Source organism: Rhodococcus sp. 5G237 (genome assembly GCF_053764735.1).
In genome coordinates, this window is record NZ_JBSNCD010000004.1 from 312107 (window position 1) to 329318 (window position 17212).

Sequence of the window (17212 nt, forward strand, 5' to 3'; positions counted from 1 at the left end):
GGGAAAAGCAATGACCGGCAACTCCGATCACGACGACCTGCTGCTCAGCGACGCCGAACGCATGCACGCGTTGAACGCACTCGGCGAACACTACGCCGCGGGCCGGCTCGACAGCGCCGAGTTCTACGAACGATCCGGGGAGATATCCTCGGCGCGAACGTTTTCGGCGTTGCTCCCGTCGTTCCGAGGGCTGCCCGGCGGTGTGCCCCTCGAACAGGTCGACGGTCACATCCGGATGATTCACGACTCCTCCGCGCCGGCGGTCCGACACGACAGTTCCCCTGCGGCGGCGTCCCAGTCTCCGGAGGACGAACTGGCCTCGCTCCGCGAACGCGGCAGCATGGTGGAGACGCTGGACTGGATCATCATCGGCGTCACGCTCGTGACCTTCCTCGTCCTGCAGATCGCTCTCGACTGGAGTTACGCGTGGATCGTGTGGCCGTCGCTGATCGTCACGCTCAGCGTTCCGCGGTTGATCCTGAAGTACAGCGACGACGACGAGAAGGTCTACGAGGAGCTCAAGAAGTCGGAGGCCGCCGAGCGGAAGAAGCGGCTCGAGGAGGCGTCGAAGAGGATCCGGGAACTCGAGGGTCGTCGCGGTCCGGAGACGCCACGGAGCTGAAGCGACCGACGGTCACGGAGCTGAAGCGACCGACGGTCACGGAGCTGAAGCGACCGACGGTCACGGAGCTGAAGCGACCGACGGTCACGGAGCTGAAGCGACCGACGGTCACGGAGCTGAGCCGAGGGGCGACCGCGAATCGGGGCGAACCGCTCCCCGACTGCTCCTCGCTGCACTGTTCCTGGTAGAAGCAAGGAATGGCAATCGAGACCGCACAGTTCACCGTCGACCGTCCGGGTCGTTTCATGGGCGTCGGCATCGAGGTCGCCGACGACGCGTCGGTCTCGGTCACCCAGTCCGTCGGATCGCACCTGTTCGACCACCGCGGGCAGACCACGCTCGCCTCCATCGGCGTCTTCACCGACGTTGCCGCGGGCGCACCCGCCGGCATCGCGCGGTTCGCGGAGACCGGTGAGCGACCGCAGAGCGTGTTGTCGCACGTGACGGCGACGCTCGCCCACCCCTTCCCCATCTCGGGGACCCTCGTCGGTCACGGCAGCAGCCTGTTCTTCGACGAGTCCACCGCCGTGTCGGGCACCGACGTGCGCGACGAGCAGGGTGCTCTCGTCGCGCACCTGGTCGGCCGATCCATCGTCGTCGGGCGTACGCCGATGGATCTCGGCACGGAAGAACCGGAGACCGCACCTGAGCGGGACGATCCGGAACCGTGGTCGGATGCGGCGATCCTGGCCGAACTGCCCGGCCTCGACATCGTCACGGGCATCTCCACCGGAACTCTTCCGCGGGGACCGCTCGCCGGTCTGCTCGGACTCGAGGTGACGGCCGCCGAGCGCGGCGTCGTGCAGGCCCGTCTGTCGCCGCGCGAGTGGATGGCCAACGTGATCGGTTCGGTGCAGGGCGGTGTGCTCGTGTCGATGGCGGAGGCCGTCACCGGCCTGGCCGCGCAGACGCTGACCGGCATCGATCAGGACTATCGCGTGTTGGAGATCGGCCTCGACTATCTCCGCTCGCCTGCCGTCCCCGGGCCGGTCATCGAACTGCGGTCCGCATCGGTGCGGGCCGGACGGCGACTCGCGTCCTTCGAGACGACGCTGTGCGCCGCCGACGGCACCGTCTACGTGCGCGCGCACGCCAACGTCCAGCTGTTCCCCCGCGCGTAACGGATTCGCAGGAATCTCCCAGCTTTCTCGCACCGTGCCTCGAGCGTCCGGACGCACGATGGTCGGAACGAGGACGCACGGAGGAGAGATCATGAACGAGGACGTCGAGGCGAGCCGCAGACGTGTCAGCCGCCGACGGGCGTTGGCGCTCGGCGGGACGATCGGCCTGGGTGGGCTGATCGCGGCGGCGTGCGGCACGAACGAATCGACCACCGCGACGACCGGCACCGCATCGGCGGCGACCACCGCGACACCCACCGCGACCGGCATCGACGCGCAGCTCGTCGCGATGCTCGACGACGCACCGAGCTGCGTGATGAGCGCCGAGGTGACGCAGGGACCGTACTGGTTCGACGTCGACTCCATCCGCCGCGACATCGTCGAGGACCGGCCCGGCCTTCCCCTCACACTGGCGATACGGGTGCAGGATCTCGCGAACTGCGACCTCGGTGGGTCCGCGGCTCCGGTCTCGAACGCCGTCGTCGAGATCTGGCACTGCGACGCCGGGGGCGAGTACTCGGGCTTCGAATCGGGCACGGCCTTCCCGGGTGGCCCGGTTCCGCCGGCCGGTGGGCGCCCACCCGAGGGGATGACACCACCGGAAGGCATGCAGCCGTCCGCCGGGATGGGCCCACCTCCCGGGGCGCCCGGAGCACCGGGCGGTGGCGAGACGTCCGACGGCTCGTACAGCTCGGGGGACGTGGAGGCCACGACCACCGACGACGGCACCTACCTGCGCGGCGCGCAGGTGACGAACGCCGACGGCATCGTCTTCTTCGACACCATCTATCCCGGCTGGTATCGCGGCCGCACCGTGCATATCCACCTGAAGGTGCACATCGACCGGTCGACGGTGCTCACCACGCAGCTGTACTTCGACGACGCGCTCACCGACGAGATCTTCTCGACGGTCGAGCCGTACACCGAGCACAGCGGCCGCGACACTCGCAACGACACCGACTCGATCCACGACCCGACGGGGACGACGGTCACCGCACGTCAGGGCGACCGGGTCCTCGCCGCGGTCAACGCGGGTGTCGACGTCTGATCACCCTGCTCGGCGCGCGGCCGTCACCGCCGCGGCGCCGAGCCTCGGGAACCGGCCGTCGGAGATCGTGGTGAAGGTGTTGCCCATGCGGTTGGTGACGAACGCGACCGACAGTCCGGTCTCCGGGTCGGCGAACGCTCCCGAACCGCCGAAGCCGTAGTGGCCGACCGACCGCAGCGGCTGCTGCCTCAGGGCGACCCATCCGGGGTGGTAACCCAGCCGCCAGTTGGGCCGGATGCCGAGGACGTAGTCGCGTCGCCGGGTCTGCACTTCGAGCAACTGGTCGACGGTGTCCTCCTTCAACAGGCGGGCACCGTCGATCGCTCCGCCGTTCGCGATCGCCGCGTACATGCGGGCCAGGGCCCGAGCGGTGAACACACCGTTCCATCCCGGCATGACGGCGTCGTGCGCGGACGGACTGCGCATCAACTCGTCGAAGCCCTCCGCCATGCCTGCCTCGGCGAGACCCCGCACGCCCGGCGCGCGCGACAGCACCGCCGACGCCGTCGTCCACGGTGCCGGCAGGAAGTTGACCTTGGGGAACACCCGGGCGATGCGGTGCCGCTGGTCCTCGGGCACGTGGTACCAGAACTCGTCCGTGCCGAGCGGCTCGGCGATCTCGGTGCGCACGAGTTCCTGGAAGGGCGCCCCGGTCACGCGTGAGGCGACCTCGGCGACCAGGTTGCCGTAGGTGACGGCGTGATAACCCGGCCCGTGGAAGCGTCGCGGATCGGCTGGGGAGGCGGCGAGCGCGGCGGCCACCGCCTCGGAGTCGAGCAGCCCCTCCCGACCCGGCACGAGACCGCGCGATTTGTGCAGTCCGGCGCGGTGCGACATGAGCTGCCGCAGGGTGATGGTCTCTTTGCCGGCCGCGGCGAACTCCGGCCAGTACTCGGCCACGGCCGCGTCGTAGTCGAGCAGGCCGCGCTCGGCGAGGCGGTGCACCACCGTGCTGGCCACCCCCTTGCCGGTGGAGAACGACAGCACGACGGTGTCGCGGGTCCATCGCTTGTCGCGTGCGGCCCAGCCCGCCCAGATGTCGAGGACGGGTTCGCCGTGCAGGTAGCAGGCGAGAGCACCGCCGCCCTGGCCCGGCTTGTAGAACATCCGGAAGAACAGATCCGCGACAGGCATGAAGCGGGGATCGACCAGCATCTGTGTCGACGGGGTCGCCGCGGGCGGCTCCGTCGTGGAACCTTCGGTCATGAGGGCGATGTTAGGAGTATGTAAACGCTCCCGAGGGTGTTCTCCCACTTCCACGGCGGTCCGGTCCGCGGGTGACTGCACGACCTGCCCATCCGGTGTAAGGATGGGGAGCATGACCCTCGCGCAGAACTCGGAGATTCGCTCCGGCATCGATCTCGGACACGTCGACGAACGGGTCCGCCCCCAGGACGACCTCTTCGAACACGTGAACGGCCGATGGCTCGCCGAACACGAGATCCCCGCCGACCGCGCGCTCGACGGAGCCTTCCGCACGCTCGCCGACAAGGCCGAGGTCGACGTGCGGACCATCATCGAAGAGGCCGCGGCCTCCGGCGCCGAGGCGGGCACCGACGCCCAGAAGATCGGCGAGCTGTACACCTCGTTCATGGACACCGCGACGATCGAGGCCGCCGGTCTCGATCCGATCCGCGAGGAACTCGGGGCGGTCTCGGGAGCTGCCGACCGCGCCGCGCTCGCGGCGGTGCTGGGCCGGTTGCAGCGCGCCGGCGTGACGGGCGCGCTCGCCCACTACGTCGACACCGATTCGAAGAACTCCGAGCGGTATCTCATGCATGTCTCGCAGGGCGGGCTCGGGCTGCCCGACGAGTCGTACTACCGCGAGGACCGCTACGCCGAGATCCGCGGCCAGTACACCGCCCACATCGGGCGGATGTTCGCCCTCGCCGACCTGCCCTACGACGCGGCGAAGGTGGTCGCGCTCGAGACGAAGCTGGCCGCCGGGCACTGGGACGTCGTCAAGCGTCGCGACGCCGACCTGAGTTACAACCTGCTCACCCTCGACTCGCTGCTCACCGATCTTCCGCAGTTCGATTGGACCGGATGGATCACCGCGACCGGGGCGACCACCGAACAGTGGGCGGAGATCGTGGTCCGTCAGCCGAGCTTCCTCGAGACGTTCGCGACGCTGTGGGCCGACGAGGACCTCGACGACTGGAAGGCCTGGGCGGTGTGGCGGGTGCTGCGCGCGCGGGCTCCGTATCTGTCCGAGGCGTTCGTCGACGAGAACTTCGCCTTCTACGGCCGCACGCTCACCGGTACGCAGGAGATCCGCGATCGCTGGAAGCGCGGCGTGTCGCTCGTGCAGGATCTGCTCGGCGAGGCCGTCGGCAAGCTCTACGTCGAACGGCACTTCCCCGCCGAGGCGAAGACGCGTATGCAGGTGCTCGTCGACAATCTCACCGAGGCGTACCGGCAGTCCATCACCGACCTCGAATGGATGAGCCCGGCCACGCGCGAGGCCGCGCTGCGCAAGCTCGAGAAGTTCACGCCCAAGGTCGGCTATCCCGACACCTGGCGCGACTACTCCGCCGTGACGATCACCGCGGACGACGTGGTGGGCAACTACCGCAGCGGGTACGCCGCGGAGTACGACCGCGATCTCGGCAAGCTCGGTGGTCCGGTCGATCGCGGCGAGTGGTTCATGACGCCGCAGACGGTCAACGCCTACTACAACCCGGGGATGAACGAGATCGTCTTCCCCGCCGCGATTCTCCAGCCTCCGTTCTTCGACCTGCATGCCGACGACGCCGCGAACTACGGCGGTATCGGCGCGGTCATCGGGCACGAGATCGGCCACGGTTTCGACGACCAGGGCGCGAAGTACGACGGCGACGGCAATCTGGAGAACTGGTGGACCGATTCGGACCGCGAGGAATTCGGCAAGCGCACCGCCGCACTCATCGCGCAGTACGACGAGTTCGAGCCGAAAGCCCTTCCCGGACAGCGCGTCAACGGCAGCTTCACGATCGGCGAGAACATCGGTGATCTCGGTGGTCTGTCGATCGCGTTGAAGGCCTACGAGATCGCGCTCGACGGCAAGCCCGCGCCCGTCATCGACGGCCTGACCGGGCTGCAGCGCGTGTTCTTCGGGTGGGCGCAGGTGTGGCGTACGAAGGTTCGTGACGAAGAGGCGTCACGACGCCTCGCCGTCGACCCGCACTCGCCGCCGGAGTTCCGCTGCAACGGCGTGATCCGCAACATCGACGCGTTCTACGACGCGTTCGAGGTCAGCGAGGGCGACGGGCTGTATCTCGAACCTTCGGAGCGCGTGCGTATCTGGTAGCTCCACGCACGACCACTGCCCCGACGCGGAATGCGTCGGGGCAGTGGTCGTTTTCAGGTTTCGTTCCCGGGCTGTCGCCTACCGGATCAGCCGAGGTGCGAGCTCGGCACCGGAACGCCGCGCGCGTGGAACCACGGGATGGGGTCGACCTTGGCGCCGCCCGGCTGCCACACCTCGTAGTGCAGGTGCGGTCCGGTGGACTGGCCGCGGTTGCCCATCGTGGCGATCTGCTCGCCGGCGCGGACGTGCTGGCCGACCGAGACGAGGGACTGATCGATGTGGCCGTAGACGCCGGTCGTGCCGTCGTCCTGCGCGATGCGCACCCACAGGCCGAAGCCCGAGGCCGGACCGGATTCGATCACGACGCCGTCGGTGACGGAGACGATGGGCGTGCCGATCGAGTTGGCGACGTCGATACCGTTGTGGTTGGTGCCCCAACGCGGGCCGAAGCCGGACGTCAGCGTTCCTGCAGCGGGGAAGGCGAGTGCGGGGCGACGCGCAGCCTCCTCGCGGGCGGCCTGCTCGGCGGCCTCACGGGCGATCCGCTCGGCCTCGGCACGCTGTGCTGCCTCCTGGGCAGCGATCGCCTCGGCGACACGCTGTGCTTCCCGCTCGGCGGCGCGGTTCAGCTTCTCGGTGTAGTGCGATGCGTCGACACCGGCGACCTTCAGCACCTGCGGTGCGGTCGAGAGGTTCTCCCCGGCGCCCGTCCATGCGGTGGCGGACTCGACGCGGACCCGGTCGCCTGCGGCGTTCGCGACCGTCGTTCCGCCGACGGTGACGGCGCTCGCGAGGACCGCGACTGCCATCCACCTGCCGGCGCGGGTTGCGCGCCGCCGCAGATCGGTGGCTTCTCGGGTGTGGGTGGATTCAGGATTTCGGATCACAGCAGTTTCCTCTGGGACAGGCCCTCGGTAACGAAAGGGTCACGATTCCATCACAGAGTACTTCTACCTTTGACGACCTCAGCGTGTCGCCTTGACTCCAAACCGACCGGTATCGGACAAAAGACGCCCGATTTGCCTTACTCGATTCACATCGACACCATCGACCTCACGCGTTGGACGCAAAACCAGGGTAAACAGTGAGTGACGTCACGCCATCGGATAACGGGGAACTGCTCTCCGATGGGGTAATGAGGCGGTATCGCGGCCCCAGCCGAAGGGGCCCTACCGCACCGCGAAACGCAGACCGAAATTGTCGAACGTCGCGGGCAACGGACGCGCCGGATCCGGCTTCACATCCGACACCACGGTGAACTCGGCGGACCGGAGCAGTGTCGCGAGGAAGGTGCTCGCCGCGAACAGCACGATGCTGCGCCCAGGGCACACCGTCGGTCCGGCGCTGAACGGCACGAGCGCGGGATAGCGCTCGGCGCGACCGTCGAGCCAGATCTCGGGTTCGAAGGTGTCGGCGAACGGCAGGTCGTCGGCGCGGTGGAAGGCCGAGGACAGGATCACGAAGCCCGTACCGGCGGGAATCGTCGAGGTACCACCCGCACCGTCGCTCCACGTGGTCTCCTCCACGGAGTCCCGGAGGATCACCGGAGTGGTGGGCCACAGCCGGGTCGTGTCCAGCACGCAGGCCCGCAGGTACTCGTAGACCTGCGGTGTCCCGGCCTCGGTCCCCGACAGTTCCGACTCGACGCGCAGGCGCTGCTCGGAATGGGTCGACAACACCGCCAGGGTTCGGGCGCCGACCATGCCCGCGGCGTCGAACGCGAACAACCAGTGCGGCATCTGTCCGATCGGGTCGACGGACGCCGGCGCCGCAAGGTCCCGGACCACCCCGGCCAGACTCTCGGCCGGAGCCGCCGTGACATGACGGTGCAGGTTCTGGGTGAAGCGGTCGCGCAGGCGGTGCCGGAGCGGATGCGCGAACGACCAGTTCCCGTTCGAGCGCAGTGTCCACAGCTGGTCGGTGATGCTCTCGTCGTCGCGGGCGGCGTCACCGAACGCGAGTCGCCGGACGAGCCGCCACCAGGTCTTCACGAAAGCGGGAGCGTCGAGTTCACCGCGCGACCTCGCGTGCTCGAGCAGGCCCTGCGCCTCCTGCTCGATCACGGGAACCCACTCGGACGCGAGACGGTGCAGGGCGTGTTCCGGTTCGAGGACCGACTCGTTGAACGCGCGTCGCTGGGCGCGGATGTCCCCTCGGGAGATGAGCACCCCGTTGGGCTGGAACGGACTGAGGGCGGCCACCTTCTCCTTGTTGGCCGCAGTGAACGACGCCGTGTCGGTGCGCAGGATCCGGTCCACGTCCTCGGGCGTCAGGACGATCGCGAGGGCGCGACCGGGGATCGGCACGACGACCGGTCCGTCACCATGACGCTTGCGCAGATCGGCGACCAGGCGGACCACGCCGGCATCGGACTGGTTCTTCTCGAGCAGCTTCATCGCCCAGCGCCGACGAGCGATCGGTCCCACCGCCACGAACGGCACGGCCACCTGTCCGAGGAGTCGAGCGGCGTCGGTGGGCGAAACGGTCGCGGTCGATGCAGGCACAGGTGCTCCCGGCGTCGGGGGGACAGGACCTATGCAGGCTTCCCGCCGAGAGTGCATCCAAACGTCCGTCCGGACCCGCAGGGGGAGATCACCGCAACCCTGGAACGAGCAGGCGTGCACGGTCCGCGGACAGAAGCACGCCTTCGGACGGCATGCAACTGTCTTCAGGGCGCGCAAACGTTCGGCGCTGCAGTGACAACTACCCGTCCTGGTTTCCCTGTGCCCTATTTTCCGCGCGCCTGCTTGCCGCGCGAGAGCACCTTGTCGGCCGCTTCCCAGTGCGCATCGCCGATCCACAACCGCGCGAACGCGTCGACCGCTTCCTCCGGACTCGCGCCGTTCACGACATGCTTGATCGACGCGGAGGACGGATTGGCGAGGGCGCGGCCGAGAGTGCGCCACCCTTCGTCGAAGGTCTCCCGCGGGATCACCTTGTCGACGAGGCCGATGCGTTCGGCCTCCTCGGCTCGCAGGATGTCGCCGGTCCCGGCGAGCATGAGGGCACGCCCGCGTCCGACCAGCGAGGCCAGCCGTTCGGCACCGCCCCACGCGGGCATGATCGCCAGCGACACCTGATTGAAGCCGATCTTGATGTCGTCCGCGGCGATGCGGATATCGGCGGCGACGGCCACCTCGGCACCACCGCCGAGTGCGTGACCGTTGAGCGCGGCGACGACGGGCGCCGGGAAACCTGCGATCCGGTCGCACACGGCGCGCATCTGCCGGGCCATGTCGGCGGCCTGCTCGTGGGTGCGGAGCTTGGCGAGTTCCTTCAGGTCGCCGCCGGAGACGAAGGCGCGGTCGCCACCACCACGGATCACCAGGGCACGCGCCTGCGCCTGCTCGGCCTCGTCGAGCACCTTCTCGAGCTGGTCCATCGTCTCGGGGGCGATGGCGTTGCGCGCGTGCGGGCGATCGATGGTGACGACGGCGAGTCCGTCGTCGAGCTCCAGCTCCACCATGGTCTGCTCTCCGAACTGATATTGGAATTCTACTTTTCGGAGAATACCATCTCCACATCCGGCCAAGGCCGGTCCGAACCGGTCGCGCCGCGACGAACGGCGGCGTGACGCCATCCCGGACACTGGAGCTTTCAGATGCGGCAGATCCCCTCCGAACTGGTCGAACGCTACGAGAGCGAAGGGTGGTGGACTCGCGAGACGATCGGCGACATGCTGGCGCGCGGCCTGAAGGCCGCACCCGACACCGAGTTCCGCATCCACTCGACCATCCGACCGTGGTCGGGCACCGTGAGCGAGGTCGAGCACGTCGCGCGGCGCCTCGCAGCCGGCCTGCACCGCCGTGGGGTCGGCCCCGGCGACGTGGTGGCCTTTCAGCTCCCCAACTGGATGGAGGCCGCGGCCGTCTTCTGGGCCTCGTCCTTCCTGGGCGCGACCGTCGTGCCGATCGTCCACTTCTACGGTCCCAAGGAACTCGGGTACATCCTGCGCGAGTCCGCTCCCAAGGTGTTCGTGTGTGCCGAGAAGTTCGGATACACCGAGTACCGGCCCGAACTGTGCGCCGACATCCCTGTCGTCGGTGTCGTGGGACGCGACTTCGACGACCTGCTCGACGACGAACCCTTCGAGGGCGTACTTCCCGTCGATCCCTCGCAGCCGGCACTGCTGGCGTTCACCTCCGGCACCACGAGCGATCCGAAGGGCGTGATCCACACGCACCGGACGCTCGGCTTCGAGACGAGGCAGCTCTCCGAGCGCTACCCCGACGACCGCGGCTCACAACTCACGGGGGCGCCGGTGGGTCACTTCATCGGCATGGTCAACGCCTTCCTCATCCCGATCCTCGACCACACCCCCATCAACCTGCTCGACGTCTGGGATCCGGCGCGCGCGATCGAACTGATGGAGAGCGACGGACTCGTGATCGGCGGTGGTGCAACCTATTTCATCACCAGCCTGCTCGACCACCCGAACTTCGATCCGGACCGGCACCTGCAGTACATGAAGTACGCCGGCCTGGGTGGGTCGACCGTGCCCGCCGCGGTCACCCGTCGTCTCGACGATCTCGGCATCACGGTGTTCCGCGCCTACGGCAGCACCGAGCACCCGTCGATCACGAGCTCGCTCGTCACCGATCCGGTGGACAAGCGTCTGTTCACCGACGGCAGCGTGTGTCCCGGCGTGGAGGTCCGCATCGGGGAGGACGGAGAGATCCTCAGCCGTGGTCCGGATCTGTGCATGGGCTACACCGACCCCGAACTCACCGCCCGGGCCTTCGACGAGGAGGGCTGGTACCACACCGGGGACGTCGCGGTGGTCGACGAGGACGGCTTCCTCACCATCACCGACCGCAAGGCCGATTTCATCATCCGGGGCGGGGAGAACATCAGCGCCCTCGAGGTCGAGGAGGTCCTGCTGACGCTGCCCGCGGTCGCCGAGGCAGCCGTGGTGTCGGCGCCGGACGAACGTCTCGGTGAACACGCCGCCGCGGTCCTGCGCCTGCGCCCTGGTCACCCGATGCCGACGCTCGACGACGTGCGCGCGCACTTCCTGCAGGCGGGCATCGCCAAGCAGAAGTGGCCCGAGGAGCTGCACCGCGTCGACGACTTCCCACGCACGGCCAGCGGCAAGATCCAGAAGTTCCGCGTGCGTCAGGATATTGCGACCGCCCAACTATGAGAATAGTATTCTCTCAACAGGAGAAGGAGGATTCGATGCCCGCGAAAGAATTGCCGTACCCGTTGTTCGATGCGGACAACCACCTGTACGAGACCGAGGAAGCTCTCACCAAGTTCCTCCCGGACAAGTACAAGGGCGCCATCAAGTACGTGCAGGTCGACGGCCGCACGAAGATCGCGATACGTGGCCAGATCAGTGAGTACATCCCCAACCCGACCTTCGAGGTCGTCGCCCGCCCGGGTGCGATGGAGGACTACTTCAAGAACGGCAATCCCGAAGGCAAGAGCAAGCGGGAGATCTTCGGAAAGCCGATGAAGTCGATCCCGGCCTTCCGCGATCCCGCCGCGCGCCTCGAGCTCATGGACGAGCTCCAGATCGACCGCACCCTGATGTTCCCGACGCTGGCCAGCCTCGTCGAGGAGCGCATGCGCGACAACCCCGAGCTGATCCACGCGGTCGTCCACTCGCTCAACCAGTGGCTGTACGAGACCTGGGGATTCAACTACAAGGACCGCATCTTCACCGTTCCCGTCATCAGCCTCCCCATCGTCGAGAAGGCGATCGAGGAGTTGGAGTGGTGCGTCGAGCGCGGCGCGAAGGCCATCCTCGTGCGCCCGGCACCGGTCCCCGGCTACAAGGGACCGCGCTCGTTCGCGCTCCCCGAGTTCGACCCGTTCTGGAAGCGCGTCGTCGAGCTGGACGTGCTGGTCACCCAGCACTCCTCCGACAGCGGTTACGCCCGCTACAACCAGGAGTGGGACGGCACCGGCGAGGAGATGCTTCCCTTCGTCACCAACGCCTTCCGCATGGTCAGCGAGTGGCGGCCCATCCAGGACGCGGTGGCGTCGTGGGTGTGCCACGGAGCTCTCTTCCGTTTCCCGGAGCTGCGGATCGCGGTGATCGAGAACGGCGCGTCCTGGCTCCCGCACGTCCTCCAGACCCTCGCCGACGTCTACAAGAAGGCACCCGAGGGCTTCGGCATGCAGGACCCGGTCGCCGCCATCAAGAAGAGCATCCACGTCAGCCCCTTCTGGGAAGAGGATTTCAGCAAGCTCACCGCCCTCATCGGCGCCGAGCGCGTGCTGTTCGGTTCCGACTACCCGCACCCCGAGGGCCTGGCCGAGCCGACCACCTACATCGATCACATCCAGCACCTGCCCTTCGAGGACCAGAAGCTGGTCATGGGCGGAAATCTCGCGCGGCTCCTCAAGGTATGAACTGGCGGACCATCCCCGAGATGGTCCTCAGCGCCGGCGACCGCTTCGGTGATGCCGAAGCGGTCGTCGACGGGGACCTCCGGATCTCCTTCACCGATCTCACCGATCGAATTCGCCGCGCCGCCGGGGCATTCGCCGACGCAGGTGTCGGCAAGGGTGATCGGGTGGCGATCTGGGCCCCCAACTCCGCCGCGTGGATCGTCGCGGCCTTCGGCCTGCTCACCGCGGGTGGTGTGCTCGTCCCGGTGAACACCCGCTACCGCGAGGACGAGGCGGGCGACATCATCCGGCGCAGCGGAGCGAAGCTGACCCTCGTGCAGGACGGCTTCCTCGACCAGGAGTACGCGGTGCCGGCCGGTGTCCACCGGATCGACATCGCCTCCGGTTTCCTCGACAGCGGAAGGCCTTTCGTCCGCGAGGTGGCCGGTGAGGACATTGCCGACATCATGTACACCTCGGGCACCACCGGACGCCCCAAGGGCGTGATGATGAACCACCTGCAGACCCTCCGGATGTTCTCCGAGTGGTGCGATCTGGCCGATCTGCGACGCGGCGACCGCTATCTGCTCGTCAACCCGTTCTTCCACATGTTCGGCTACAAGGCCGGTCTCGTCGCGTCGTTCATCCGCGGCGCCACGATGATTCCCGTCCCGGTCTTCGAGACGGACACCGTCCTCGACCTGATCGAGCGAGAACATGTGACCATGCTGCCCGGACCTCCCACGCTCTACCACTCGCTCCTCGCAGCGCAGCAGGACCGGACGCACGACCTGTCGTCGCTGCGCGCGGCCGTGACCGGATCGGCCGACATCCCGGTCGATCTGATCCGGCGGATCCGGAACGAACTGCCCTTCGAGACGATCATGACGGGATACGGTCTGAGCGAGGCCGGCACCGCGACGGCCTCCCGCCGCGGCGATACCTTCGAACAGATCGCCACGACCGTCGGAAAACCCTGTGACGGTGTGGAAGTGAGCATCGCCGACGACAGCGAGGTGCTCATCCGCGGATACAACGTGATGCAGGGTTATCTCGACGATCCGGAGGCCACCGCCGCAGCCGTCGATGCCGAAGGGTGGCTCCACACGGGTGATCTCGGCGAGATCGACGCCGACGGCCACCTCCGGATCATCGGACGCAAGAAGGACATGTTCGTCGTCGGCGGCTTCAACGCCTATCCCGCCGAGATCGAAGGTTTCCTGCTCGAACACCCGGCCGTCGACCAGGTGGCCGTGATCGGGATTCCCGACGACCGGCTCGGCCAGGTGGGCAAGGCGTTCGTCGTCTCGTCCGATCCCGTCCCCGCCGAGGACCTCATCGCCTGGAGCCGCACACGCATGGCGGGATTCAAGGTTCCGCGTGTCGTCGAGTACATCGACGCGCTCCCCCTCAACGCGACCGGCAAGGTCGTCAAAGAACTACTCCATTGACACATCCCCCATCAGACAGGAGTTCCGGCATGTCGGACGAAGCTGCGATGATCGCTTTCGCCGTGAAGTGGCGGCACTGGAACGGTGGGCCCGACGAGGACATCTGGGTCACCTTCGGGATCACCCCCGAGAACTACTTCCACCGCCTCCGCGGCCTGCTGACCAAGCACCGGTGGAACCAGTTGGAACCACACATCCTCGAGCAACTCGTGCGCATCTGCGACGAGCGGCTCGACACCGTCGACCTCGCCGCCGCGGCGGACCGACGTGACCGGGCACGGTACGTCTCGTCGGCGCATCCCCTCAGCAGACTGTCCGCCTGACCACGGCTTCGAGGAACTTCACGGGAATCGGTTTCGTCCTCCTCCGCCTCGGGTATCCGCCGAGGCACCGAGCTCGATCGGAGGGGGCAATCGTGGAGAACGGTTCCGTCGACCCGACACCGGACGCTCACGAAGAGCGGCCGGAGACGGTACGGCGCGCCATCGGCGCGTCGGCCATGGGCAATTTCACCGAGTGGTTCGATTACGGCGTCTACGCCTACACCGCCACCTACATCGCCGATTCGTTCTTTCCCGGCGATCTCGAATCCGCGACACTGCTCACGCTGGGCGTCTTCGCAGTCTCCTTCATCATGCGGCCGCTGGGCGGTTTCGTGTGGGGTCCGCTCGGCGACCGGCTGGGTCGTCGTCAGATCCTGGCGCTCACCATCCTGCTGATGGGTGGTTCGACGGTGCTGCTCGGCGCTGTCCCCTCGTACGAATCGATCGGGTTCTGGGCGCCGCTGCTGCTCGTGCTGTTGCGCATGATCCAGGGCTTCTCCACCGGCGGTGAGTACGGCGGCGCGGCGACCTTCATGGCCGAGTACTCCCCCGACCGCAAGCGTGGTTTCTACGGCAGCTTCCTCGAGTTCGGCACGCTGGGCGGTTTCTCCGTCGGTGCGTTCCTCGTCCTGATGATCGATCTGCTGTCCACCGACGCCTTCATGGCGACCTGGGGCTGGCGACTGCCGTTCTTCGTCGCCGGCCCGCTCGCACTGGTGGGCCTCTACCTCCGTTCGAAACTCGACGAGACACCGGTCTTCAAGGAACTCGAGGAGGCGCACCAGGAGGAGGCCAGCATCGGCGCCGAGTTCAAAGACCTGATCACCCGGTACTGGCGGCCGATCGTCAAGATGATGGGTCTGGTCATCGCGCTGAACGTCTGCAACTACACGTTGCTGAGCTACATGCCGACCTATCTCGAGGATCGGATCGGTCTGACGACCACCTCGGCACTGATCCTGGTCTTGATCGGTCAGCTCGCGATGATGGCGGTCATCCCGTTCTCCGGGGCGTTGTCGGACCGGATCGGGCGCAAGCCCCTCTGGGCGGCGTCGCTGGCAGGTCTGTTCGTTCTCGCCGTGCCGATGTACATGTTGATGTCGGTGGGCTTCGGCTGGGCCATCCTGGGATTCACCGTGCTCGGCCTGCTGTACGTGATGCAGCTGTCGACGATCTCGGCGACCTTCCCCGCGATGTTCCCCACTCAGGTCCGGTTCGCCGGGTTCGCGATCTCGTACAACGTGTCCACCTCGATCTTCGGCGGTACGGCTCCCGCGATCAACGAATGGCTCGTCGAGCGGACCGGCAACGCCCTCATGCCCGCCTTCTACATGATGGGCGCATGCGCAGTCGGCCTCGTCGCCCTCTACTTCGTGGCGGAGACCGCGGGTGCATCGCTGCGTGGACGCGGCATCCCGGGTATCGACAACGAAGCACACCCCACCGCTCTCTCCCATCACTGACGCTCTCCCGCCTCCCGGCCGGGTCCGATCACGGCCGGGAGGCGGCCGGCGCAGCTTCTGTATCGACCCGGTCTGCGGGTCGGACACGTCGGATGGCCAGGGTCACCGCGGCGGCCAGCAGTGCGGACGCCGCCCCGATCAGCATGCCGGTGAGGAGTCCTCCTTCGGACGGGATCGGTGTTCCTCGGAAGGCGACGGTCGTTTGCGCCAGCACGACCCCCGCGACCGCGGCCGACGCCGTGCCTCCGACCGAACGAAGCAGGGTGTTGACACTGTTGGCGGACGAGATCTGCGTCGGCGGAACCGCTCCCATGATCAAGGTGGGGATGGCCCCGTATGCCAGTCCGATTCCGGCCGCGACGCAGCAGGTGAGCGCCATGAGCCCCCACGGCGACCTCATGAGGAGTCCCGTGGAGGCATAGGCCGCGGCGATCATCAGACAGCCCGCGAACAGGGTCGTGCGGGGGCCGCGCAGGGTCGTCAGCCGTGCCCCCAGCGGGGAGATCGCCATCATGAGCAGACCGGCCGGCGCGCACCACAAGCCCATGGCCACCATGGACTGTCCCAGTCCGTATCCCGTCTCCGTGGGCAGCATCAGGATCTGGGGAACCAGCAGCGCCTGGAAGTACATCGAGAAACCGATCAGGGTCGCGACGATGTTGGTGACGAGGACCCGGTTCCCCTTCGAGACCCGAAGATCGACGAGTGGTGCCGAAGCCCTCAGTTCCCACCGGCCCCACACCACGAACGCGACGATCGAGACCGCGAACAGGATCGGGATCGTCGCACCGGTCCAACCCCAGTCGCCGCCTTTGGATATCGCTAGCAACCCGGCGACCAGCGCGACCGAGAGCCCGAGGGTGCCGACGAGGTCGAATCGACCCGCCTCCGCCGGCACCGGGGTGTCCCGCACCAGCCAGGCGATGAGCACCGCGACGAGCACACTGGCGAGACCTGCTCCCCAGAACAGCATCCGCCAGTTCGTGTACTGGACGACGGCTGCTGCGAGCGGCAGGCCGAGTGCTCCCCCGATCCCCAGGGACGAACTCATCAGGGCGATGGCCGAGCCGAGACGCGCCGGTGGCACGAGGGAACGCAACGCACTGATGCCGAGGGGCACGATCCCGAAGCCCGCGCCCTGGAGGGCACGGCCGACGAGCATGGGTGCCAGGGACGACGACAGTGCACACAGGAACGACCCGACGATGAGCGGGATCGTGCACACCAGCAGCATCCGGCGCGCGCCGTACATGTCGCCCAGGCGTCCCGTGACGGGCGTCGCGACGGCACCTGCGAGCAGGGTCACCGTGACCACCCAGGACGCATTGGACGGGCTGGTCCCGAGCAGGGCGGGCAGTTCACCGAGCAGCGGGATGACGAGGGTCGACATCACCGTGGTGACGATGCCGGCGAACACCAGTACCCAGATCGTGCGACCGGCGAAACCTGTCGTCGATGTTCCGTCCACTCCGGCGTCTCCTCGTTCGAACGTTCACGGCGCGCGCGCCGTTGCCCTCTGTATCGGCCTCGGGTTCGGCCCCCGGGGTCGCGCCCCG

At 67.6% G+C, this 17212-nt stretch carries 14 protein-coding genes; 9 read left to right on the plus strand and 5 right to left on the minus strand.

Features of this window, described 5'->3' with window-relative positions; genetic code table 11:
- The first annotated feature begins 10 nt into the window (after positions 1–10).
- From ACWPOC_RS10880 to ACWPOC_RS10890, 3 genes are all read left to right on the plus strand, one after another.
- Entirely contained in the window at positions 11–622 is a 612-nt protein-coding gene (locus tag ACWPOC_RS10880; protein ID WP_059384079.1) for a DUF1707 SHOCT-like domain-containing protein, read from the plus strand.
- Positions 623–819: 197 nt separating this feature from the next.
- Positions 820–1743, plus strand: a complete 924-nt coding sequence (locus ACWPOC_RS10885; protein WP_120280460.1) for a PaaI family thioesterase — start codon at positions 820–822, stop codon at positions 1741–1743.
- Between the two features lie 91 nt (positions 1744–1834).
- Positions 1835–2791, plus strand: a complete 957-nt coding sequence (locus tag ACWPOC_RS10890) for a protocatechuate dioxygenase (RefSeq protein ID WP_455408616.1) — start codon at positions 1835–1837, stop codon at positions 2789–2791.
- Here ACWPOC_RS10890 and ACWPOC_RS10895 read toward each other — a convergent pair whose 3' ends face one another.
- On the minus strand, positions 2792–3997 hold the full coding sequence (locus ACWPOC_RS10895) for a serine hydrolase domain-containing protein (protein WP_120280461.1): 1206 nt from the start codon (positions 3995–3997) through the stop codon (positions 2792–2794).
- A gap of 112 nt (positions 3998–4109) precedes the next feature.
- On the opposite strand from ACWPOC_RS10895, the gene ACWPOC_RS10900 reads away from it, so the two are divergent.
- Entirely contained in the window at positions 4110–6080 is a 1971-nt protein-coding gene (locus ACWPOC_RS10900; RefSeq protein ID WP_455408617.1) for a M13 family metallopeptidase, read from the plus strand.
- A gap of 86 nt (positions 6081–6166) precedes the next feature.
- Here ACWPOC_RS10900 and ACWPOC_RS10905 read toward each other — a convergent pair whose 3' ends face one another.
- The 3 genes from ACWPOC_RS10905 to ACWPOC_RS10915 form a co-directional block, all read right to left on the minus strand.
- Positions 6167–6889, minus strand: a complete 723-nt coding sequence (locus ACWPOC_RS10905; protein WP_060650268.1) for a M23 family metallopeptidase — start codon at positions 6887–6889, stop codon at positions 6167–6169.
- 360 nt (positions 6890–7249) lie between these two features.
- A complete protein-coding gene (locus ACWPOC_RS10910) occupies positions 7250–8584 on the minus strand; it encodes a cytochrome P450 (protein WP_455408618.1) in 1335 nt (444 codons plus the stop codon).
- 224 nt (positions 8585–8808) lie between these two features.
- On the minus strand, positions 8809–9546 hold the full coding sequence (locus ACWPOC_RS10915) for an enoyl-CoA hydratase/isomerase family protein (RefSeq protein ID WP_120280465.1): 738 nt from the start codon (positions 9544–9546) through the stop codon (positions 8809–8811).
- Between the two features lie 135 nt (positions 9547–9681).
- On the opposite strand from ACWPOC_RS10915, the gene ACWPOC_RS10920 reads away from it, so the two are divergent.
- From ACWPOC_RS10920 to ACWPOC_RS10940, 5 genes are all read left to right on the plus strand, one after another.
- Positions 9682–11223, plus strand: a complete 1542-nt coding sequence (locus tag ACWPOC_RS10920; RefSeq protein WP_120280466.1) for an AMP-binding protein — start codon at positions 9682–9684, stop codon at positions 11221–11223.
- Positions 11224–11258: 35 nt separating this feature from the next.
- Complete coding sequence (locus ACWPOC_RS10925) at positions 11259–12440, plus strand: amidohydrolase family protein (protein ID WP_120280467.1); 1182 nt, start codon at positions 11259–11261, stop codon at positions 12438–12440.
- On the plus strand, positions 12437–13870 hold the full coding sequence (locus ACWPOC_RS10930) for a FadD3 family acyl-CoA ligase (protein ID WP_120280468.1): 1434 nt from the start codon (positions 12437–12439) through the stop codon (positions 13868–13870). The genes ACWPOC_RS10925 and ACWPOC_RS10930 overlap by 4 nt, the downstream gene beginning before the upstream one ends.
- A 29-nt stretch (positions 13871–13899) precedes the next feature.
- Positions 13900–14193 carry a DUF3263 domain-containing protein gene (locus ACWPOC_RS10935; protein WP_120280469.1) on the plus strand — a complete coding sequence of 98 codons (294 nt, stop codon included), beginning with the start codon at positions 13900–13902 and terminating at the stop codon, positions 14191–14193.
- Between the two features lie 176 nt (positions 14194–14369).
- The gene (locus ACWPOC_RS10940; protein ID WP_455408733.1) at positions 14370–15656 is read left to right on the plus strand and encodes an MFS transporter; all 1287 of its coding nucleotides are present in this window, start codon (positions 14370–14372) and stop codon (positions 15654–15656) included.
- 28 nt (positions 15657–15684) lie between these two features.
- On the opposite strand, the gene ACWPOC_RS10945 is transcribed toward ACWPOC_RS10940, so the two are convergent.
- Positions 15685–17124 carry an MFS transporter gene (locus tag ACWPOC_RS10945; protein WP_455408619.1) on the minus strand — a complete coding sequence of 480 codons (1440 nt, stop codon included), beginning with the start codon at positions 17122–17124 and terminating at the stop codon, positions 15685–15687.
- Between the last annotated feature and the right edge of the window lie 88 nt (positions 17125–17212).